The 20,372-nt window shown below is 72.6% G+C and carries 13 protein-coding genes and 1 pseudogene; 3 read left to right on the top strand and 11 right to left on the bottom strand.

Annotated features, from left to right (window positions below; genetic code table 11):
• Nucleotides 1–11 precede the first annotated feature (11 nt).
• The 4 genes from ACGF12_RS03095 to typA form a co-directional block, all read right to left on the bottom strand.
• The gene (locus ACGF12_RS03095) at nucleotides 12–953 is read right to left on the bottom strand and encodes an ABC transporter permease (RefSeq protein WP_393024699.1); all 942 of its coding nucleotides are present in this window, start codon (nucleotides 951–953) and stop codon (nucleotides 12–14) included.
• Complete coding sequence (locus tag ACGF12_RS03090; RefSeq protein WP_393024696.1) at nucleotides 946–1,875, bottom strand: ABC transporter permease; 930 nt, start codon at nucleotides 1,873–1,875, stop codon at nucleotides 946–948. Before ACGF12_RS03090 ends, ACGF12_RS03095 begins: the two co-directional genes overlap by 8 nt.
• A 141-nt stretch (nucleotides 1,876–2,016) precedes the next feature.
• Complete coding sequence (locus tag ACGF12_RS03085; RefSeq protein ID WP_393024693.1) at nucleotides 2,017–3,660, bottom strand: ABC transporter substrate-binding protein; 1,644 nt, start codon at nucleotides 3,658–3,660, stop codon at nucleotides 2,017–2,019.
• A gap of 432 nt (nucleotides 3,661–4,092) precedes the next feature.
• Nucleotides 4,093–5,997 (bottom strand): translational GTPase TypA, encoded by a 1,905-nt coding sequence (gene typA, locus ACGF12_RS03080; RefSeq protein ID WP_393024690.1) that lies wholly within the window; start codon nucleotides 5,995–5,997, stop codon nucleotides 4,093–4,095.
• A 257-nt stretch (nucleotides 5,998–6,254) separates the two neighbouring features.
• Here typA and ACGF12_RS03075 point away from each other — a divergent pair, with 257 nt between their 5' ends.
• Nucleotides 6,255–7,373 carry a tetratricopeptide repeat protein gene (locus ACGF12_RS03075; RefSeq protein WP_393024688.1) on the top strand — a complete coding sequence of 373 codons (1,119 nt, stop codon included), beginning with the start codon at nucleotides 6,255–6,257 and terminating at the stop codon, nucleotides 7,371–7,373.
• On the opposite strand, the gene ACGF12_RS03070 is transcribed toward ACGF12_RS03075, so the two are convergent.
• The 7 genes from ACGF12_RS03070 to ACGF12_RS03040 all read right to left on the bottom strand — a co-directional run bounded on the left by ACGF12_RS03070 (nucleotide 7,370) and on the right by ACGF12_RS03040 (nucleotide 18,211).
• Nucleotides 7,370–9,187 (bottom strand): ABC transporter family substrate-binding protein, encoded by a 1,818-nt coding sequence (locus tag ACGF12_RS03070; protein WP_393024685.1) that lies wholly within the window; start codon nucleotides 9,185–9,187, stop codon nucleotides 7,370–7,372. The genes ACGF12_RS03075 and ACGF12_RS03070 overlap by 4 nt on opposite strands.
• Nucleotides 9,188–9,287: 100 nt before the next feature.
• Complete coding sequence (locus ACGF12_RS03065) at nucleotides 9,288–11,864, bottom strand: SpoIIE family protein phosphatase (protein WP_393024682.1); 2,577 nt, start codon at nucleotides 11,862–11,864, stop codon at nucleotides 9,288–9,290.
• Nucleotides 11,865–12,095: 231 nt separating this feature from the next.
• Complete coding sequence (locus ACGF12_RS03060) at nucleotides 12,096–14,861, bottom strand: SpoIIE family protein phosphatase (RefSeq protein ID WP_393024679.1); 2,766 nt, start codon at nucleotides 14,859–14,861, stop codon at nucleotides 12,096–12,098.
• A gap of 139 nt (nucleotides 14,862–15,000) precedes the next feature.
• Nucleotides 15,001–15,441 carry an NUDIX domain-containing protein gene (locus ACGF12_RS03055; RefSeq protein ID WP_393024676.1) on the bottom strand — a complete coding sequence of 147 codons (441 nt, stop codon included), beginning with the start codon at nucleotides 15,439–15,441 and terminating at the stop codon, nucleotides 15,001–15,003.
• Between the two features lie 10 nt (nucleotides 15,442–15,451).
• A complete protein-coding gene (locus tag ACGF12_RS03050) occupies nucleotides 15,452–15,616 on the bottom strand; it encodes a hypothetical protein (RefSeq protein WP_387623676.1) in 165 nt (54 codons plus the stop codon).
• 155 nt (nucleotides 15,617–15,771) lie between these two features.
• Nucleotides 15,772–17,217, bottom strand: a complete 1,446-nt coding sequence (locus ACGF12_RS03045) for a DUF4190 domain-containing protein (protein ID WP_393024672.1) — start codon at nucleotides 17,215–17,217, stop codon at nucleotides 15,772–15,774.
• A gap of 175 nt (nucleotides 17,218–17,392) precedes the next feature.
• On the bottom strand, nucleotides 17,393–18,211 hold the full coding sequence (locus ACGF12_RS03040; RefSeq protein WP_393024670.1) for a methyltransferase domain-containing protein: 819 nt from the start codon (nucleotides 18,209–18,211) through the stop codon (nucleotides 17,393–17,395).
• A 177-nt stretch (nucleotides 18,212–18,388) separates the two neighbouring features.
• Here ACGF12_RS03040 and ACGF12_RS03035 point away from each other — a divergent pair.
• Together ACGF12_RS03035 and ACGF12_RS03030 are read left to right on the top strand one after the other, a co-directional pair.
• Nucleotides 18,389–19,536, top strand: a pseudogene (locus ACGF12_RS03035) (dihydrofolate reductase family protein).
• Nucleotides 19,537–19,608: 72 nt separating this feature from the next.
• Entirely contained in the window at nucleotides 19,609–20,274 is a 666-nt protein-coding gene (locus ACGF12_RS03030; RefSeq protein WP_393024667.1) for an HAD-IA family hydrolase, read from the top strand.
• Nucleotides 20,275–20,372: the final 98 nt, after the last annotated feature.

Below are 20,372 nucleotides of genomic sequence, written 5' to 3'. Positions count from 1 at the left end.
CACCTCTTCTCTCAGCGGAGCTTCGGGTCGAGGGCGTCGCGCACCGCGTCGCCGAGCATGATGAAGGCCAGCACGGTGATGCTCAGCATCCCGGCGGGGAAGAACAGCGCGAACGGCGCCGTCCGGATCACCTTCTGGGCCGAGTTGATGTCGATACCCCAGGAGATGGTCGGGTCCTGCAGACCGATGCCGAGGAAGCTCAGCGTCGCCTCGGTGGCGATGTAACCGCCGAGCGCGATGGTGGCGACCACGATCACCGGGGCGATCGCGTTCGGCAGGATGTGCTTGAACAGGATCCGGCTGGTGCCGGCGCCGAGCGCCTTGGCGGCGGTCACGAAGTCGGCCTGCTTGATCGTGATCACCGAACCGCGCATGACACGGGTCATCTGGGTCCAGCCCAGGGCGACCAGCGCGAAGACGACGCTCCAGACCGTGCGCGAGGTGAAGGCGTTCAGGACCACCAGCGAACCGAGCAGCAGCGGGATGCCGAAGAAGATGTCGGTGATGCGGGAGATGAGCGTGTCGACCCAGCCGCCGAAGTAGCCGGCGATCATGCCGGTGATGCCACCGAGGATGGTCACGCCGAGGGTCACGCAGATGCCGACCACGACCGAGGCACGGGCGCCGTAGACGACGCGGGCGTAGATGCTGCGGCCCTGGAGGTCGTAACCGAACCAGTCCGCCTCGAAGAAGTGGGTGTAGTTCGGCTTCGTCAGGTAGTGCAGGCGCAGGTCGCCGGCCCGCGGGTCCACCGAGGTGAACAGGCCGGGGGCGATCGCGATGACGATCAGCAGCAGGATCAGCAGCGCGGAGATCACGAAGATCGGCTTGCGACGCAGGTCGTGCCAGGCGTCGGAGCCGAGGCTGCGGGCCTTCTCCGGCTTGGCGGCCACCGCGACGGCGGCCTGGGCCGGGATCTCCTCGGCCGTCTTCTTCTCGGTCAGGTCAGGCATAACGGATCCTCGGGTCCAGGACCGCGTAAAGCAGGTCGACGATCAGGCCGGCGGCCAGGTACACGATCACCAGGAAGGCGACGAATCCGGAGACCGTCGCACTGTCCTTCAGGTTGATCGCGTGGTAGAGCGCGTTGCCGACGCCCTTGACGTTGAAGATGCCCTCGGTGACGATCGCGCCGCCCATGAGGGCGCCGAGGTCGGTGCCGAGGAAGGTGACCACCGGGATCATCGAGTTGCGCAGCAGGTGGGTGCCGATGACCTTCCGGCGCGGCAGGCCCTTGGCCACCGCGGTGCGGACGTAGTCGGCCTTGATGTTCTCGGCTATGGAGGTACGGGTGAGGCGCGCGACGTACGCCAGCGACAGGGAGCCGAGGACGAGGGCCGGCAGCACCAGCTGGGTCATGTCGTTCGAGTCCTGGACCGTCGGGGTGACCCACTTCAGGTTGGTCGCGAAGACCGTCTGGAAGATGAAGCCCAGCACCGGGACCGGGATCGAGATCAGCAGCAGGGTCAGGATCAGCGTGCCCTTGTCGAACGCCTTGCCGCGGCGCAGACCGGAGAACAGCCCGATGGTGACGCCCAGCACGATCTCGATGGCGAACGCGAACAGCGCGAGCCGGATGGTGACCGGCAGCGCCTCGGTGATCTTGTCGATCACCAGACGTCCGTCCAGGGGGGACTTGCCGAAGTCGCCGGTGAGCAGCTTGCCCATGTAATCGGAGTACTGACCGATCAGCGGCTTGTCGAAGCCCATCTGGTGCCTCAGGGCGGCTAGCTGCACCGGGTCCGGCGCCTTGTCGCCCCACATCGCTGCCACCGGGTCACCCGGTAGCGCGTGCACCATGAAAAAGATGAGTGCGGTTGTTCCGATGAACACCGGGATCATCTGGAGCAGTCGCCTCGCGACAAAGCGCCCCATCGTGCCTCCATGTATGACTCTGCCGGGCCCGTCAACCCGGCCAGAGATAAGTCGGCGTGCCAACGGCCGGTGCCAGTCCTCGCCCTTGTGGGGATGGGACGGGCACCGGCCGTTGTCACCGGGTCAGGCGGTGCCGACCGATTACTTCTTCTTGACCTCGACGTCGGTGTAGACCGGGTCGCCGAAGGAGTTGAACTTCACGTTCTGAACGTTGTTGGAGTAGCCCGAGTTGGTCTTGTAGTACCAGAGCGGGATCTGCGGCATGTCCTTGGCCAGAACGGCCTCGGCCTGCTGGTAGAGGTCCGCGGTCTTCTCGACCGAGGTGGCCGCGTCGGCCTGGTGGGCCAGGTCGTCGAACTCCTTGCTGGAGTAGCCGCCGTCGTTCGCGGCGGCACCGGTGCCGTAGACGTCCCGCAGGAAGTTGGCGTTCAGCGGGTAGTCCTGCACCCAGCCGGTCCGCATCATGCTCGGGACCTGCTTCTTCGTGATGATGTCACGAGAGGTCTTGAAGTCCGGCTTCGGGTCGCCGAGGCACTCGACGCCGGTGGCCTGGCGGATCGAGTTGCAGACCGCGTCCACCCACTCCTTGTGACCACCGTCGGAGTTGTAGAGGATGGTGATCTTGTTGCCCGGGACGCCGCCGCCGTCCGCGATCAGCTGCTTGGCCTTGGCCGGGTCGTACTTGCAGGCGTCGCCGCAGGTGCCGGCCTTGTAGCCCATGACGCCCGGCGCCACGAACGAGTCGGCGGGCTGGCGGCTGTTGTTCAGCACGGTCTTGGTGATGGTGTCGCGGTCGATCGCCATCGACAGGCCCTGGCGGACCTTGGCCTTGGCCGGGTCGCTCCAGTCCGCGTTGTACAGCGCGAACGAGATGTTCTGGATCGCACCCTGCGGCTGGTCGACCGCGCGCTTGCCCAGGTCGTCCTTGTACTTCGGCAGGTCGGTCGAGTCGACCTGGTCCAGAACGTCCAGCGTGTCGGACATCAGGTCCTTGTACGCGGCCTCGGGCGAGGTGTAGTTGCGGAAGACGATCCCGCCGTTCTTCGCCTTGTTGCTGCCCGCGTACTTGTCGTAGGCGGCCAGGGTGATGGCCTTGTTGTGCTCCCACGAGACGAACTTGTAGGGGCCGTTGCCGACCGGCTTCTCGCCGTAGCCCTTGGGGTCGGTGAAGAACCCGGTGGGCAGCGGGAAGAAGGCCGAGTAACCCAGCTTGTACGTGAAGTACGAGACGGGGCCCGTCAGTTCGATGGTGAAGTGGGTGTCGTCGACGACCTTCAGGCCGGACATCTCCTTGGCGGTCGGGTCGCCCTTGTCCGGGTGGACGGCGTCGTAGCCCGCGATGTCGGAGAACCAGTCCGAGTTGATCTGGTTGTTCGCCGGGTTGGCCGACCAGTTCCAGGAGTCCACGAAGGACTTGGCGGTGACCGGGGTGCCGTCGTGGAAGGTCCAGCCGGACTTCAGGGTGACGGTGTAGTTCTTGGCGTCGGTGGTCTCGATCTTGTCGGCCACCTGGTTGCGCAGGGCACCGGTCGCGGGGTCGTAGTCGACGAGGCCCGTGAAGAGCTGCTTGACGATACGGCCGCCCTGGTTCTCCATGGCGTTGGCCGGCTGCAGCGGGCGCTGGGGCTCGGCGCTCTGGTAGCTGAAGACGCCCGCGGGGTTGACCGCGGCGCTGTCCGAGCTCCCACCGGAGGTGTCGCTGCTGCCGCTGCTGCTACAAGCAGTCGCGGCGAGCGCGACAGCAACCGCTGCGACAATCCACTTGGCCTGGCTCACACCACGCATCGGTGTGCCTCCTGAATTCGACGTTGCGACGGGGAGGGCACCACGGAACGGTTGTCACCGGGTCCGCAATGCCGTCCGCGCTCGTGGTTTCGGCGCGCACCCCTGCGCGTTCACCCTTGACCCGAGCCTGACTGGCTCCACTATCCGTCACGCACGGACACGAAAGTGACCAGCGACGATCTCAATTAGGTCACATGAACAGTCGGCAAGTTTCGAAAACCGGACATTTGAGACATAGCCAGACAGGTATCAAACGGACAGTCGTCATGCATGACGAACCGTCGCGTCCGCTCAGCGGACACTCGGGTGTGATGAGCGTTATTCCGTTAATACCGGCCCCGACAACTTGGAGTAGTTGAAAAAGTTCGCCCCCCTCTCCAATCGGAAAGGGGGGCGAAACAATCCGGCCAATGGCTGTTCAGAGCGTCCGGATCACGCCTTCTTGGCGCGCGAGGCGGTACGCCCGCGGTCCTTCTGGTCCAGGACGACCTTACGGATGCGAACCGTCTCCGGGGTCACCTCGATGCACTCGTCCTCGCGGCAGAACTCCAGCGACTGCTCCAGCGAGAGCTTGCGCGGCGGGACGATCGACTCGGCCACGTCAGCGTTCGAGGAACGCATGTTGGTGAGCTTCTTCTCCTTGGTGATGTTCACGTCCATGTCGTCGGCGCGCGAGTTCTCACCGACGATCATGCCCTCGTACACCTCGGTGCCCGGCTCGCAGAAGAGCACGCCGCGCTCCTGGAGGTTGGTCATCGCGAAGGCGGTGACCACACCGGCGCGGTCGGCGACCAGCGAGCCGTTGTTGCGGGTGGTCAGCTGGCCGAACCACGGCTCGTGGCCCTCGTGGATCGAGTGGGCGATGCCGGTGCCGCGGGTGTTGGTGAGGAACTCGGTGCGGAAGCCGATCAGGCCCCGGGACGGCACGACGAACTCCATCCGGACCCAGCCCGAGCCGTGGTTGGACATGTTGTCCATCCGGCCCTTGCGGATGCCCATGAGCTGGGTGACGGCACCCATGTGCTCCTCGGGGACGTCCACGGTGAGGCGCTCGACCGGCTCGTGGGTCTTGCCGTTGACCTCCTTGGTGACCACCTGCGGCTTGCCGACGGTCAGCTCGAAGCCCTCGCGGCGCATGGTCTCGATCAGGATGGCCAGCGCCAGCTCACCGCGGCCCTGCACCTCCCAGGCGTCCGGGCGCTCGGTGTCCAGGACGCGCAGCGAGACGTTACCGATCAGCTCGCGGTCCAGGCGGTCCTTCACCTGGCGGGCGGTGACCTTGCGGTCCACCTTGACGCCGGCCTTGGCGTCGGCGCCCTTGCCGGAGCCGCCGCGGCCGACCAGCGGCGAGGTGTTGGTGCCGATGGTCATCGAGATGGCCGGCTCGTCCACCGTGATCAGCGGCAGGGCGATCGGGTTCTCCGGGTCGGCCAGGGTCTCGCCGATCATGATGTCGCCGATGCCGGCGACGGCGCAGATGTCACCGGGGCCCGCCACCTCGGCCGGCTTGCGGGTGAGCGCCTCGGTCATCAGCAGCTCGGAGATGCGGACGTTCTGGATCGAGCCGTCGCGCTTGATCCAGGCCACGGTCTGGCCCTTGCGCAGCTCGCCCTGCTCGACGCGCAGCAGCGCGATACGGCCGAGGAAGTTGTCGGCGTCCAGGTTGGTGACGTGGGCCTGGAGCGGGGCGTCCTCGTCGTAGCTGGGGGCCGGGACGTGCTCCAGCAGGGTGGAGAAGAACGGCTCCAGGTTGGTGCTGTCCGCGGGAACGGTGCCGTTCTCCGGCTTGGTCAGCGAGGCGACGCCGTCACGGGCGCAGGCGTAGACGATCGGGAACTCGATCTGCTCCTCGTCCGCGTCCAGGTCCAGGAACAGGTCGTAGGTCTCGTTGATGACCTCGTCGATCCGGGAGTCCGGACGGTCGGTCTTGTTGATGCACAGGATGACGGGCAGGCGCTGGGCGAGCGCCTTGCGCAGCACGAAGCGGGTCTGCGGCAGCGGGCCCTCGGAGGCGTCGACCAGCAGCACGACCGCGTCCACCATCGACAGACCGCGCTCGACCTCGCCACCGAAGTCGGCGTGGCCCGGGGTGTCGATGATGTTGATGGTGATCGGCGCGCCACCGTCCTTGGGGTGGTACTTGACCGCGGTGTTCTTCGCGAGAATGGTGATGCCCTTCTCGCGCTCCAGGTCGTTCGAGTCCATCATCCGGTCGTCGAGCTGCTGGTGGGCGGCGAAGGCGCCGGCCTGCTTCAGCATGGCGTCGACCAGCGTGGTCTTGCCGTGGTCGACGTGGGCGACGATGGCTACGTTACGGATGTCGTTGCGCGTGGGCATGCCTAGCGGATTCTCCCGGAATCGTGGGTTACGGCGCCCGGCCGCGAGACGCGCACTTGCGGCCCCTGTCGGCCGCTGCCACCCGTTCCGCCTGCTACTACCGGTCCACCCGCCGGGCATATGGACATGCCTCGGCTTCCTCCTATCGTACGGGGAAGCACCCAGGTGGGCGGAAACGAGCAGGTCGGGCGGGACCAAGATCACAGCTGGGTCACGCACTCTTCACCCGGCGGCCAGGCTCCGACACTCTTCCGTTCGTGATCCAACGCCTCCGCCCCTCGCTGTCCCGGCTGTTCCGCGCCGCCGGCGCCGCCGCCCTCCTCGTGGCCGTCCTCCGGGGGCTCCCGGCCTCGACCGCGACCGGTTGCGCGATCGGCTTCCTGGTCGGCCAGGAACCGCTCTCCGACCTCTGGTTCCTGCTCACCCACCGGCTCTGCGGCGGGCAGCTGTACTGCGCCAGGTACGGCCGGGGGCGGAAGCTGTGGAGCGGCTCGATCGCCGGGGTGCCCGTCGAACTGGGCCTCCGGCCGACCAGCGGCTTCGTGTTCCCCTGGGGGCTGCGGCCGGTCCGCGCGCCGCGGCTGCGGCTCTGGCTCGCCGCTGTCGCGCTGTTCGGCCTCCACGCGGGGCTCGGCGCCTGGCTGGCCACCTCCTGCACCGGGCTGCCCCGGGGTATCGGCTTCGGCCTGCTGGTCACCTTCGTCATGCAGGCGGTGCGCACCGCGTCGGATCCGGTCGACTCGCTGTGGGTCGTGTTCGTCATGCCCTTCCGCCCGGGGTCCGCGAAGGTCGACCTCTGGTCGTCCAGCGCCGTCGAGGCCGAGCGGCTCCTCAACCGCGGCCGGATCTCCGAGGCACACCGAGCGATGGACGAGGGTCGGCCCGCGCTCCTCACCCCGGCCGGGATCGCACTGGCCGAGGGGCGCTACGCGGAGGCCCAGCGGCTCGCCCTCGAAGACCTGGAGCTCGGCGGCGCGCCTCATCCGGTGTGCTACATCATCGGCATGTCGTTCATCGGCCACACCGACGCCGGTGAGATCTCGCCCGAGCTGGCCGCGGCCCGACTGGACCCGTTCCTCGCCCGGTGGGGCATCCACGACCCCGCGCGCTTCCCCGACTTCCTGCCGACGGCCGACCTCGCCCGGTTCCGGAACGACCCCCACACCGCCATCCGGGTGGCCCGCCGCCTCTCCACCGCGGTCGACTCCCCCTTCCGGCGGGCCCAGGCCTGCTGCTCCCTCGCCGCCGCCCTCATCGCGGCCGGACGCCCCGAGGAGGCCCGCGAGGCGCTCGCCCGGGCCCGTGAAGAGTGCCCCGAGCTGGCCCGGATCGCCGACGTCGAGCGCCTGCTGGAGCCGCAGCCCGCCGAGCTCTAGCGGCTCCAGCCGACGTCCTGGAACCGGGGCCACCCGAAGCCCCAGGCGCCGACCCCGGCCACTCCGGTCCGCACACCCACCAGCTCAGGCCGCTGGTAGAGCGGCACCGAGTGCCCGAACTGCCAGATCCGCACGTCCGCCTCCTGCAGCAGGTCCAGCCGGGCCGCCGGGTCGAGTTCGGCGGCCGCCCGGTCGAACAGCCGGTCGATCTCCTCGGTGCCGCTGCGGCCGTAGTTGGTGCCCGGCTCGGGAGTGCCGCTGGCGTCCGGCCGGGGCTTGGCGTAGGCGGCGCGCTGCTCGCCCGCCGGGCTGGGGCCGGCCGGCCAGGAGAACAGGGCGAGGTCGTAGTCCCCGGCCGCGAGGTGGTCCTTGACGAAGGTCTCGGCGGGCGCGGCCTGCGTCTTCACCGCGATGCCGGACTCGGCGAGGGAGGCGGTGAGCGCGTCGGCGGTGCGCTTGGCGGTCGCCGAGCCGGCCGGGACGAGCAGGGTGAGGGCGAGCTCCTTGCCGTCCTTGACCCGGGTGCCGCCGTTCGGCCGCTTCCAGCCCGCCTCGTCCAGCAGCTCACCGGCCTCCGCCGGGCCGACCGCGGCGCTGTTGTCGCGGTAGCCCTCCTGGTCCCCCGTGAGCAGGTGGCTGCCGAGCGGGGCGCCGGGCAGCCCGAGCGGGCCGAGCGCGGCCTCGGCGATCCGCCGCCGGTCGACCGCCCGGGCCAGCGCCCGCCGGACCGTCGAATCGCTGAGCGGGCCGCGGGCGGCGTTGACGGTGAGTTCGGTGAGCGAGGCGGCGGCGGCCCGGTGCACGGTGATCCCTGGCAGCGACTCGGCCCGCCGCAGCGCCTGCGCCGCCGCCTCGGGCGCCCCGGCGTCCGCGGCGGCGGGCGGGGCGGGCGGGGCGGCCGGACCGGTGCCCGCCGAGGGGCTTGCCGTGGGAGCGACCGGCACCGCCCGGTCCACCGCCACGGTCAGCGGGGCGACGTCCAGCAGGTCCTGGTCCAACGCGTCCAACCGCTGCTCGGGCGGCGTGACCACGAAGTCGATCCGGTCGGTCTTCGGCAGGTCCCCCCACCAGAGCTGGTTGCTCACCATGGTGATCCGTCTGTCCTTCGCGTCGTACCGGGAGAAGGTGTACGGCCCGGCGGTCAGGTGGCCGCCGCCGGTGAGCGCCCGGTTGAAGGCCGCCGCCGTGGAGGTCTCGGCGGCCGGGTAGAGCGGTCCGAACAGCGCGCGCCACTCGGCGTACGGCCGCCGGAAGGTCACCTTGACCTCGTACGGGCCGGCGCCCTCGGTGATCGACTCGATGGCGTCGTACCCGGCCGGGTGTGCGCTCCGGTAGGCCGGGTCCAGCCCGGCCAGGGCGGCCTGCTGGGCGGTGAGGTCGGCGGCCGACAGATGGGTGCCGTCGCTCCAGACGGCGTGCGGGTTGAACCGGTAGGTGACCACCTGCGGCTGCTGCCCGGGCGGGGTGGACTCGGCGCCGGCCAGGTAGTCCGGGTCGGGGACGAGCCGCCCGTGCTCGTCGGGCCGGAACAGCGAGGGGTACAGCGCGTGGGCGAGCAGCGCCGAGTCGGCGTTCGCGTCGCTCTGGTAGACGTTCAGCGTGGCCGGCAAACCGTCCATCGCCCAGCGCAGCGTGCCGCCGTTCTCGACGTCGTTGCGGTTGGCGGGCCGGACGTCCCCGGTGGTGGCGGTGGGGTCGGCCGAGGCCGGTGCGGGCTCGGCGGTGTGGGCCGGGGCCGGGTCGTCGGAGCAGCCGCCGAGGCCGGCGGCGAGCAACAGGGCGATGGCTGCGGCGGTGAGCTGGCGGACGCGCATGGCGGCCATGCAACGCCGCCCGGACGGCCCGGCCCGCACCGACACGGCGGGCAGCCGGGCGACTGCACCCGTACGGCCCAGCCTTACGGCCTCGCCACCGCTACAGCGCCAGCTCGAACCAGACGATCTTGCCCTTGGGCGTGCGCCGGCTGCCCCAGCGTTCGGCCAGCAGACTGACCAGCTGCAGACCTCGCCCGCCCTCGTCGGTCTCCTGGGCGCGCCGCTGCCGGGGCTGGGCGTAGCCGTCGTCCCAGACCTCGCAGACCATGGTGCGCTCGCGCAGCAGCCGCAGCCGGATCTCGCCCCGCCCGTGCTTGAGCGCGTTCGTGACCAGCTCGCTGACCAGCAGTTCGGTGGTGTCGACCAGTTCCTCCAGGCCCCGGGAGAGCAGCCAGCTGCAGGCCAGCTCACGGGCCTTGGCGACCGAGGTGGGCTCGGGGGGCAGGAACCAGTTGCCGACGGCGTCCTCGGGGAAGGCGTGCACCTTGGCCATCAGCAGCGCGATGTCGTCCTCGCCGTGGTGCGGGTTGAGCTCGCCGAGGACGTGGTCGCAGAGGTCCTCCAGGGCCTTGCCCTCGGCGGAGAGGGCGGCCCGGAAGGCGCGCAGGCCCTCGTCCAGCTGGTGCTTGCGGCTCTCCACCAGGCCGTCGGTGTAGAGGCCGAGCACGGCGCCGTCCGGGAGGTCCACCTCGACCTCCTCGAAGGGCTCGCCGCCGACGCCGAGCGGCAGGCCGGGCGGCACGTCGAGCATCCGGGCACCCTCGCCGGGGGTGAGCAGCACGGGCGGCAGGTGGCCGGCGTTGGCGATCCAGCAGCGCCGGGTGACGGCGTCGTAGACCGCGTAGACGCAGGTCGCCAGGTAGACCTCGCGGGCCTCCTCGTCGGCGGTCGAGGTGAGCCGGCCGTACGGGGTGGGCGGGCCGGCCGGGACGGAGTCGTCGCCGAGGCCGCGGGCGATCTCGTCCAGCGCGGTGAGCACCTCGCCGGGCTCCAGGTCGAGCATCGCCAGGGTCCGCACGGCGGTGCGCAGCTGCCCCATGGCGACGGCGGCGCGCAGGCCGCGGCCCATCACGTCGCCGATGACCAGGGCCGTGCGGTTGCCGGGCAGCGGGATGACGTCGAACCAGTCGCCGCCGACCTCGGTGTTGTTGTTGCTGGGCAGGTAGCGGCAGGCGATCTCCAGGCCGCTGGCGGCCGGGTTGCCCGGGGGCAGCAGGCTGCGCTGGAGGATCAGCGCGCGTTCGTGCTCGCGGCGGTAGAGCCGGGCGTTGTCGATGCAGACGGCGGCACGGGCGACGAGTTCCTCGGCGATGGCCACGTCGCGGGCGTCGAAGGGCTCGCTGCCGATCGCCCGGGAGAGCTGGACCAGCCCGAGCACCTGGTCGCGGGCGACCAGCGGGACGATCAGGGTGGAGCGCAGCAGCGGGTCGCGGCCGGGCTCGGGGACGACGCTGCGGCCGGTGCGCAGTGCCCGGGCGTACGGGGAGCGGCGCGGGTAACAGAGGGTGCCGCCGGCCTCGGCGATCGGCAGGCCGGTGACCGAGCCGAGCACCGAGGAGGCGCCGCCGAGCACGCTGGAGACGGCGACCCGGCGCAGTTCGCCGCTGCCGTCGGTGAGCACGGTGTCGCCGGGCCGGCCGGCGCTGGGGACGGTCTCGCCGGAGAGCAGCGCGGTGTACAGGTCGACGGTGGCGAGGTCGCAGAACGGCGGGACGACGACGTCCAGGAGTTCCTTGGCGGTGGTCTCCAGGTCGAGGGTGGAGCCGATGTGCGCGCTGGCCTCGTTGAGCAGGGCGAGGTTGCGGCGCACGCCGTCGGCCTCGCGCTCGGCGACGTGCCGGCTGGTGACGTCGGAGACCTGCCCGGCCACGCCCATCGGCTGCCCGGCCGAGCCGTTCAGCCGGTACAGCGAGACGGCCCAGAGCCGGTTGCCCTCGCGGGTCGGGACGGCGCTGTGGAAGCGCAGGTCGAAGACGGGTTCGCCGGTGGCGAGGACCTTGCGCAGGGCGGCGGTGAGCCGGTCGGCCTCGGAGGGCGGGAAGAGGTCGTGCGGGGTGAGGCCCTCCAGGTCGGTGGGAACCAGGCCCATGCCGGAGGCGAAGGCGTCGTTGACCCGCTGGAGGCGCAGCCGGTCGTCGAAGAGCACGAAGCCGGTGGGCGTCTGGCCGAAGACGGCCTCGGAGGCGGCGAGGTCGGTCTCGATCCGGCGCAGTCGGCCGAGGTCGACGGCCAGGCAGGTGGCGCCCGCGGTGGGCAGGGCGCTGTCCGGCATCAGGTAGAGCTCAGCGAGGCCCTCGCCGCCGGCGGCGTCCCGGTAGGGGGTGGTGCCGACCCACTCCTCGCCGGCCAGGGTGCGCTCCAGCCGGGCGCGGCCGCGCTGCCAGAGTTCGCGGGGCACGAAGGTGGAGACCGGGTCGGCGCCGACGGCCTCGGCGGCGGGGACGCCGAAGAACTCGGCGGCGCGCTCGCTCCACTGGCTGATCCGCCCGTCGGGGCCGATCGCGAAAGTGGCGACCCGGATGTAGTCGTAGATCGAGCCGGGGTCGCCGGCGCCCCAGGGGCGCTGCCCGGTGGCGGGCGGCGCCGCCGGTCCGGGCAGGTGCGCGGAGCCGGCCTGCCCGGGTACGGCGGCATGACCGCTGCTGCTCGGCGCGTTCCGCGCCGGTGTGCTGTTCAACGGACCGACCCCTCCAACCCGCGACCGTCCGGATGTCGAGAAGACCGAGTATTCATCATCGAGGGGTACGTTCACACGCCCTCAACATCACAACATCAGATCGGGCGAAGGTTTTTGTCCTACCGCCCGCGCAACCACAATGCCACGCCCGCGCCCCCTTCCGGAGCGCGCGCTCCCCCCGGGCTCCCGATGGCATATGCGGCACCGCTCTCCTGGCGTTCTACTCGCGTCCTACTCGCCGAGCTCATTACCCGGCAGGTCCAGCTCGAACCAGACCACCTTGCCGATCCCTTCGGCCCGGGCGCCCCAGTGCAGTGCCAGCCGGTGGACCAGCTCCAGGCCCCGGCCGCCCTCGTCGGCCTCGGCCGCGTGCCGCTCCCGGGGCGGGTCGGGCAGTGGATCGGAGATCTCGACCAGCAGTGTCTCACCGAGCGTCAGCCGGACCCCGATCGGGGCGCTGGCATACCGGACGGCGTTCGTGACCAGCTCGCTGACCAACAGTTCGGCGGTGTCGGTGAGGTCCTCGACGCCCCACTCGGCGAGCGCGGCGCGGACCAGCCGGCGAGCCCGGGAGACGGCGGTGGGCTCGGCGGGCAGGGTCCAGCCGGCCGTCGGGGTGCCGGCCTGGCCGTGCCCGAGCCGGGCCAGCAGCAGGGCGACGTCGTCCGGTTCGCGGCCCTGCTCCATGGTGTCGAGCACCGCCTCGCAGGCGGCCTGGATGGAGGCGTGCGGCTCCTGGAGCACGGTGATCAGCCGGCCGAGGCCGACGTCCAGGTCCTTGTCCCGGGACTCGACCAGGCCGTCGGTGCACAGCGCGAGCAGGCTGCCCTCGGGGATCTTCAGTTCGACGGATTCGAACGGGACACCGCCCACGCCGAGCGGGGCGCCGGAGGGCAGGTCGAGGATCCGGCCGGCGCCGCCGGGCAGCGGGCCGCCGGTGTGGGTCGGCTCCTCGGTGGTCTCCTCGCCCGGCACCACCAGCACCGGCGGGATGTGCCCGGCCTTGGCGACGGTCAGCATCGCCGTGCCCGGGTCGAAGACCGCGTAGACGCAGGTGGCCAGCAGCGCCTCGTCCGGGCCCTGGGCCAGGTCGTCGGCCAGCTCGTGGACGTGCCGCAGGAGCACGTCGGGCGGCAGGTCGAGGGCGGCCAGCACCCGGACGGCAGTGCGCAGCCGACCCATGGTGGCGGCGGCCCGCAGGCCGTGGCCCATCACGTCGCCGACCACCAGCGCGGTGCGGTCGCCGGGCAGCGGGATGACGTCGAACCAGTCGCCGCCGACCTCGGTGCCGCTGCTGCCGGGCACGTAGCGGTAGGCGACCTCGACGCCGGTGGGCTGCGGGACCTGCTGCGGGAGCAGGGTGCGCTGCAGGGTGAGCGCGGCGGTGCGCTCGCGGGCGTAGAGGCGGGCGTTGTCCAGCGAGCTGCCGGCCCGGTCGGCCAGTTCGACGGTGAAGGCCAGGTCGTCCCGGTCGAATCCCTCGCGGTAGCCGGCCCGGCTGACCAGCAGCAGGCCGATCACGATGCCTCGGGCGCGCAGCGGGACGACCAGCATCGAGTGCACGCCCAGGTCGTGCGCGGCCTGCGTCTTGGGGTCGCCGGGGTAGGTCACCTCGTCCAGCTGGTCGGCGCCGGAGAGCAGCTCGGGCACGCCGGTGCGCAGCACCCGGCCGCAGGCGGAGTCCTCGGCGAAGGTGATCCGGGCGCCGCGCCGGAGCATCACCTCGACCTCGGGGCCGTCCTGGACGGAGGCGGTGCCGAGCTGGAGCAACGAGGTGCGCCGGTCGTGGCCGTGCCGGGGCAGGTCGTCACCGTGCGCGACGGCCTGGAGCAGGATCACCGCCGAGTGGTCGGTCAGCCGGGGGACCACGGAGCTGGCGAGCTCCTGGGCGATCCGAGAGGCGTCGAGCAGGTCACCGACCCGGGAGCCGAACTCGTTGAGCAGCGAGAGCCGGCGCCGGGCGTGCTCGACCTTGGCGACCGCCCGATAACGCTCCGTCACATCCATCACGGTGCCGGAGATGCCGAGCACCCGGCCGGAGCGGTCGGTCATCCGGCTGTAGGAGATCGAGCGGTAGCCGGGCCGGGTGGTGACCGGGGAGGCGAGGGTGACGTCGATGACCGGCTCGCCGGTGGCCAGCACCTGGCGCTGGATCGTGGTGATCTCGTCGGCGGCCCGCTCGGGCAGGGTCTCGCCGGTGGTGCGGCCGACGTGGTCCTCCGGGGCGACGCCGTTCAGCTCGGCGAGGGTCCGGTTGACGGCGGTGTAACGCAGGTCGGTGTCCAGGATGGCGATGCCCAGCGGGGACTGCTCGAACAGCGCGTCGCGCACCGCGAGGTCTCGCTCGACGGCCCGGACGGCGGCCGTCTCGGCCATGTTGGCCTGCAGGAACGGGGTGCCGTCGCCGTCCATCAGGAGGGAGATCCGGGCGTCCACGGTGACCGGCAGGCCGTCCCGGTCGCGCAGTTCGACGCTGCCCGCCCAGCGGCCGTGGTGCAGGGTGTCCTGGATCGCGGCCCGGATCCGGGCGACCTGCGCCTGGTCCGGGATCAGTTCGTCGATCCGGCGGCCGACCAGCAGCTCGCCCGGCCAGCCGAGCAGTTCCTCGGCCGCCGGGCTCCACAGCACCACCCGACCCGCGGTGTCCAGGATCGCGTTGGCGACCTTGAGCATGTCCAGCAGGCTGCCGTCGGGCGGCGCGCCCAGGCCCCGCGCGGCGTCTGCGGGCCCGCCGGGGAAGGGCCGCGCGGGGCGGCTGCGCGGGCCGGGCGGGGTGCCGGGCTCGGGGACGGCCGGGGTCGGCGCGGGCTGGACGAGCTGGACGGGCCGGGCGGGCCGGGCCGCCTCCGGGGCCGCGGAGGCACCGGCGCGACGGCGGCCGGACGGCGGCTGCGGGGCGGCCGGACGGACGGCGCGGCGCAGTCGGGCGCGGGCGGCGGCGCCTCCCGCGGCGCCTGCCCGCCGCGCTCCCCCGCCGCCGTTCCCGGTTGTCGACACCGACGGGGCCTCCGGCTCTGGGTCGGGATCGGCGTCGCCGGCTGGGACGGCTCACCGATGGTGACGAATAGTGCGGAAACGCGACATACCCAGCAGAACCCAGGCTATCCCGGCCGCCGGGTCGTCTTGTCCGATTGACCTATCTGGCGGCTTGCGCGTCGCCCGCGGCCACCAGCACCTCGGCGACGTACGGCAGCACCTCGCGGTCGTGCTCGATCCAGTCCACGCCGTCCAGCTCGGCCGGGCCGAGCCAGCGCAGCTCGTCGTGGTCCTCCAGCGGGCGCGGCTCGCCGTCCAGCAGCTCGGCCGCCCAGAACCGCAGCTCCAGGCCCGGCCGGACGGTCCACGCCCCGGGCAGCCGACGCAGCGCCCGCGCCCGTACGCCCAGCTCCTCCAGCAGCTCCCGCTCCAGCGCCTGCGGCTCGGTCTCCCCGGGCTCGGCCTTGCCGCCGGGGAACTCCCACCGCCCGGCCACCGCCGCGGGCGCGCTGCGCCGGGCGGCGAGCACCCGGCCGCCGTGGATCAGCGCACCGCCGACGACGATCCGCGGCTCGCTGGGGGTCTCACCGGTCTGCTCCATGGCCCCGACCCTACGGCGCGGCGTCCCCGTCCTCGGACTCGACCCAGTACAGCTGCTTGTGGCCACGCGCCTCGAACTCCGCCGCCAACCGCTGCGCCTCGGCCCGGTCCAGGCCCTTGGCGACCAGGAAGCGGTTGCCGTTGTCGTCCTGCCGCATCACCCGGAAGGTGCCCATGAGGGGAGCGTACCGGCGACACGGGAGGCTGTCCCCGGCCGGCGTGGGGGTCGGGCCGGGGACATGGCAGCGAGCGTACGGGCGGCGCGCTACCGGGAGGTACGGGCGGAGTTAACGGCGGGTAACCCATGTGCCCGGGTGTTCGCCCGGGCGTTTCAGACCCGGAGGTCGGGCACCTGCTCACCGGTGGACAGGCCCAGGGCGCGGCGGATCTCCACGCTGATCGGCACGGTCTTGGCCACCAGCGCCCGGGCCCGGGGCAGGTCGCCCGACAGGTCGGCGCCGGCGGCCGCGGCGTCCCAGGCGGTGGCCGCCTGGGTCTGCGCCTCGGCCAGCTTCTCGACCGTCGGCCGGACGTCGGCCGGCCAGTCCGTGGCCGGCTTGCGCAGGGCGGCGGCCTCGGCCCGGGAGGCGGCGGCCATCCGCCGGGCCCAGGACCGGTACTCGGCCTCGGCGACGCCGACGTCCTGCTTCGGCGCGTCGGTGTAGGTGTTGTTGAAGCCCCGGACCGCCTCCAGGTAGGCCAGCTGAGCGGCGGTCAGGTTGGCACGGTCGGTGCGGACCGTCCCCAGATGCTGGTCGTCCCGGTCCTCGAAAGCGCAGGTGACGTACCGTTCGCCGGCCGCCCAGTTGCCCGAGGTCGGGTAGAGGTAGACGTCGTCCATGCCGTCCGGCACCGCCCACTGGTCGAGCGCGTACTCCTCCAGCACCGTGCGGCACAGCGTGGCCGCCCGCTCGCGCATGGCGGTCTCGCCCGGGTACGGGCCCTTGCTCTCGGGCACCTTGGCGGTACCGGCCACCTCGCCGTGGTGCGGGTCCGAGCAGGGCACCCGGCCCACCCAGTACACCGTCTCGTCGCCGGGCCCGTCGGTCGTGCTGCTCCCGCTCGGGGAGTTGTAGCAGTCCCCGGCCTTCAGCGCGGACCAGCGGACCGAGCCCGGCGGGGGCTTCTGGGCGTACCGGCCGTCCCGCGCGGAGCTGAAGTCCCCCGCGCCCGCCAGGAGCGCCAGCAGCACCGTGCCGGCCACCCCGAGCACCAGACCGGTCACCGCCATGCCGCGGCCGCGCTCCTTGCGGCGGTTGATCTGGGTCAGCGCGATGATCCCGAACACCAGGGCCACCGGCGCGAGCAGGCTCAGTCCGGTCGCCAGCGAGCCGACCGCGAAGCCGTTGGTGCGCTGCTCCGGCTTCGGGTGGTACGGGGACGCGGAACCGTACGGGTACGGGTACGGGTACGGGTACGGCTGACCGGGCCGGAGGCCGGACTGCGCCGCCGACGGCGCCGTGGCCCAGCCACCGGCGGGCAGCGGCGGGGGCGGCGGCTGGGGCGGGGCCGGCAAGGCCGGCGGGGCGGCCTGCGGAGGGTGGTCGGCGGGCGGGGCCCAGGGGTCGACGGGCGCGGAGGCCGGGGCCGGCTCGGGCGCGGACTCCGGTTCCGGGGCCGGCTCGGCGGCCGGGGGTTCCACGGGAGCGGGCGCGACGGCAGCAGGCCGGACGGCAGCGGGCTCGACCTCGGCGTCCGCACGGCCCGAATCCTTGCGGAAGCCCACCCGCGGGTCCGGCCCCGAGGCGGCGGGCAGCTCGGACTCAGGCTTGGACACGTGGACTCCCCCAACCCGCCGGGGCGGGCGTCAGCTCGGCGTTGCGGCGTTCGACACCGTGGCTCGGACCCGGACGGGCCCGAGGTGAACGGTTGCGCGACTTTACCCGATCTTTCCGAACACCCGCTCGACCGTTACCGCCCCCCCCCCCCAACCGCCCGACCGGACCCTCCGCTCAGCCGCGGGCCAGGACCTCGCCGTGGATCATCGAGAACCACCCGTCCTCGGCGGCGCTCCACTCCCGCCAGCCGGCCGCGATCCGCTCCAGCTCGGCCCGGTCCGCGAAGCCCCGCTCCACCGCCGTCCGGCCGAACGCCGTGCCGGTCACCCGGTCCGCCCACATCCCGCCCCACCAGTCGCGCCGCTCGGGCGTCGCGTACGTCCAGGTGCTGGTGCTCGCGGCCACCTCGGTGAAGCCGGCCGCGCGGGCCCAGGAGAGCAGCCGCCGCCCGGCGTCCGGCTCGCCGCCGTTGACGCGGGCGGTGCGGCGGTACAGCTCCAGCCAGCGGTCCAGCGCGGGCGCCTCGGGGAACCAGGTCATCGAGGCGTAGTCGGCGTCCCGGGCCGCGACCACCCCGCCGGGCGCCGTCACCCGGCGCATCTCGCGCAGCGCGTCCACTGGATCGCCCAGGTGCTGCAGCACCTGGTGGGCGTGCACGACGTCGAACTCGCCGTCCCGGTACGGCAGTCGGTGCACGTCCGCGAGCTCGAACAGCACGTTGGACAGGCCGCGCTCGGCGACGTACCCGGCGGCCTGCTCCAGCACCTCGGCGGAGGTGTCCACGGCCACCACCCGCCCGGTCGGGCCGACCAGTTCGGCCAGGTCGGCGGTGATCGTGCCGGGCCCGCAGCCGACGTCCAACAGGGCCTGGCCGGGCCGCAGTTCGGGCAGCAGGTAGGCGGCCGAGTCGGCGGCGGTCCGGGAACGGTGCGAGCGCAGCACGGCCTCCTGATGGCCGTGGGTGTAGACGGTGGCGGACTGCGGTCCTGGCATGAGGGTCCCCCCGGGCGTGGTCGGTGTTCCGGCAGGTCTTCCGTTCGCGCGACGGCTCCGACGCTACGCCCCATCCCGGATTGCGAGAAGAACCGTCTCACATTCCGGCCCCTCCAGGGCCACGCCACACCCCGCCGCCGTACCGTGGAGTCGCCCCCGACAGAACGGTCCCCGCCCATGCCCGGCCCCGGCCAGCGCCCCTTCGTCCTGCTCAGCGCCGCCGTGTCACTCGACGGCCACCTCGACGACGCCTCCCCCGACCGACTGCTGCTCTCCAACGCCGCCGACTTCGACCGGGTGGACGAGGAGCGCGCGGCCGCCGACGCGATCCTGGTCGGCGGCAACACCCTGCGCGCCGACAACCCCCGCCTGCTGGTCAACGACCCCACGCGCCGGGCCGCCCGGGTGGCCGCCGGGCACCCGGAGTACCCGCTGAAGGTGACGCTCAGCGCGAGCGGGGCGCTCGATGCCGACCTGCGATTCTGGCACACCGGCGGCGCCAAGCTCGCCTACACCACCGACGCCGGGGCCGCCGTGCTGCGGCCCCGGCTCGACGGACTCGCCGAGGTGGTCGCGCTCGGCGGCGCGGTGGACCTCGGCGCGGTGCTGGACGACCTGGGCGCGCGCGGGGTGCGCCGGCTGATGGTCGAGGGGGGCGGCGGGGTGCACACCCAGTTCCTGGCCCGGGGCCTGGCGGACGAGCTCCAGCTGGCCGTCGCCCCGCTGCTGGTCGGCCAGGCCGGGGCGCCGCGGTTCGTCGGCCAGGCCGCCTTCCCGGGCGGTCCGGCCCGGCGGATGCGCCTGCTGGAGGCACGTACCGTGGGCGACGTCGTCCTGTTGAGGTACGCCCCGAAGGAGCCCGCGCCGTGAACCAGCCCACCACCACCGACCTCGACCACCTGCGCCGGGCCATCGAGCTCTCCCGCCGCTGCCCGCCCTCCGAGACGGCCTTCTCGGTCGGCGCGGTGATCGTCGGCACCGACGGCGAGGTGCTGGCGGAGGGCTTCAGCCGGGAGGCTCACGCGCACGACCACGCCGAGGAGGCAGCCCTGGGCAAGCTCCCGGCGGGCGACGCCCGGCTGCGCGGGGCGACCGTCTACAGCAGCCTGGAGCCCTGCGGGCAGCGCGCCTCGCGGCCGGTGCCGTGCGCCCGGCTGCTCATCGCGGCGGGCGCGGCGCGGGTGGTGGTCGCCTGGCGCGAGCCGGACCTGTTCGTCACCGACTGCCAGGGCACGGCCCTGCTGGAGGCGGCCGGGGTCGAGGTGGTGGAGCTGCCGGAGCTGGCCGAGGAGGCCCGGGCGGTCAACGCCCATCTGCTCCACTGAGCTTTTGTATCATTTGGAAACAAAGAGCTCGCCTTCCTGGCCGCGCCGCCATTCTCCCCGAGGAGCCACCCCATGCCCGCCACCCCCCTCCGGCTGACCGCCCGCGCCCTCCTCCTCGATATGGACGGCACCCTGGTCAACTCCGACGCCGTGGTCGAGCGCTGCTGGGGCCGCTGGGCCGAGCGGCACGGCCTCGACCCCGTCGAGGTGATGCACGTCGTCCACGGCCGCCAGGGCCACGCGACCATGGCCGTGCTGCTGCCGGACCGCCCCGTCGAGGCCAACCTCGCCGAGAACGCGCAGATGCTCGCCGAGGAGCGCGCCGACGTCGAGGGCGTCGTCCCGGTCCCCGGCGCCCCCGCCTTCCTCGCCGCCCTGGCCGACCTGCCGCACGCCCTCGTCACCTCCGCCGACGAGCCGCTCGCCCGGATCCGGATGGCCGCCGCCGACCTGCCGCTGCCGCCCGTCCTGGTCACCGCCGAGTCGGTCGGCGCCAGCAAGCCCGACCCCGAGGGCTTCCTCAAGGGCGCCGCCGCCCTCGGCCACGCCCCCGCCGACTGCCTCGCCTTCGAGGACTCCGGCGCCGGCATCGCCGCCGCCCGCGCGGCCGGCATGCGCGTCATCGGCATCGGCCCCCGCGCCGCCGCCCACCACCCGGACGCCCTCGCCGCGACCCTCGACGCGGTCACCGTCACGGCGGACGCGGACGGGGTGGTGACGGTCACCGTCCTGGGCTAGCCGCAACGCCGTGTAGATAGAGCCTGCGGGTTCCGGTCACGGGTCTGGTGTCGTCAGGATGTCGATGCTGATGGTGGCCTTGTAGCTGGTCCGGTCGA

The organism is Kitasatospora sp. NPDC048296, assembly GCF_043201815.1.
Classification (GTDB): Bacteria; Actinomycetota; Actinomycetes; order Streptomycetales; family Streptomycetaceae; genus Kitasatospora.
The sequence above is the reverse complement of the archived record's forward strand: the minus strand, read 5'-3'. Positions and strand labels throughout refer to the sequence as shown.

Coding starts and splice junctions, on each gene's coding strand:
- ACGF12_RS03085 (WP_393024693.1), bottom strand. CDS start 3,660: ATGCGTGGTGTGAGCCAGGCCAAGTGGATTGTCGCAGCGGTTGCTGTC.
- ACGF12_RS03030 (WP_393024667.1), top strand. CDS start 19,609: ATGCCCGCCACCCCCCTCCGGCTGACCGCCCGCGCCCTCCTCCTCGAT.
- ACGF12_RS03055 (WP_393024676.1), bottom strand. CDS start 15,441: ATGGAGCAGACCGGTGAGACCCCCAGCGAGCCGCGGATCGTCGTCGGC.
- ACGF12_RS03095 (WP_393024699.1), bottom strand. CDS start 953: ATGCCTGACCTGACCGAGAAGAAGACGGCCGAGGAGATCCCGGCCCAG.
- ACGF12_RS03040 (WP_393024670.1), bottom strand. CDS start 18,211: ATGCCAGGACCGCAGTCCGCCACCGTCTACACCCACGGCCATCAGGAG.
- ACGF12_RS03050 (WP_387623676.1), bottom strand. CDS start 15,616: ATGGGCACCTTCCGGGTGATGCGGCAGGACGACAACGGCAACCGCTTC.
- typA (WP_393024690.1), bottom strand. CDS start 5,997: ATGCCCACGCGCAACGACATCCGTAACGTAGCCATCGTCGCCCACGTC.
- ACGF12_RS03070 (WP_393024685.1), bottom strand. CDS start 9,187: ATGCGCGTCCGCCAGCTCACCGCCGCAGCCATCGCCCTGTTGCTCGCC.
- ACGF12_RS03090 (WP_393024696.1), bottom strand. CDS start 1,875: ATGGGGCGCTTTGTCGCGAGGCGACTGCTCCAGATGATCCCGGTGTTC.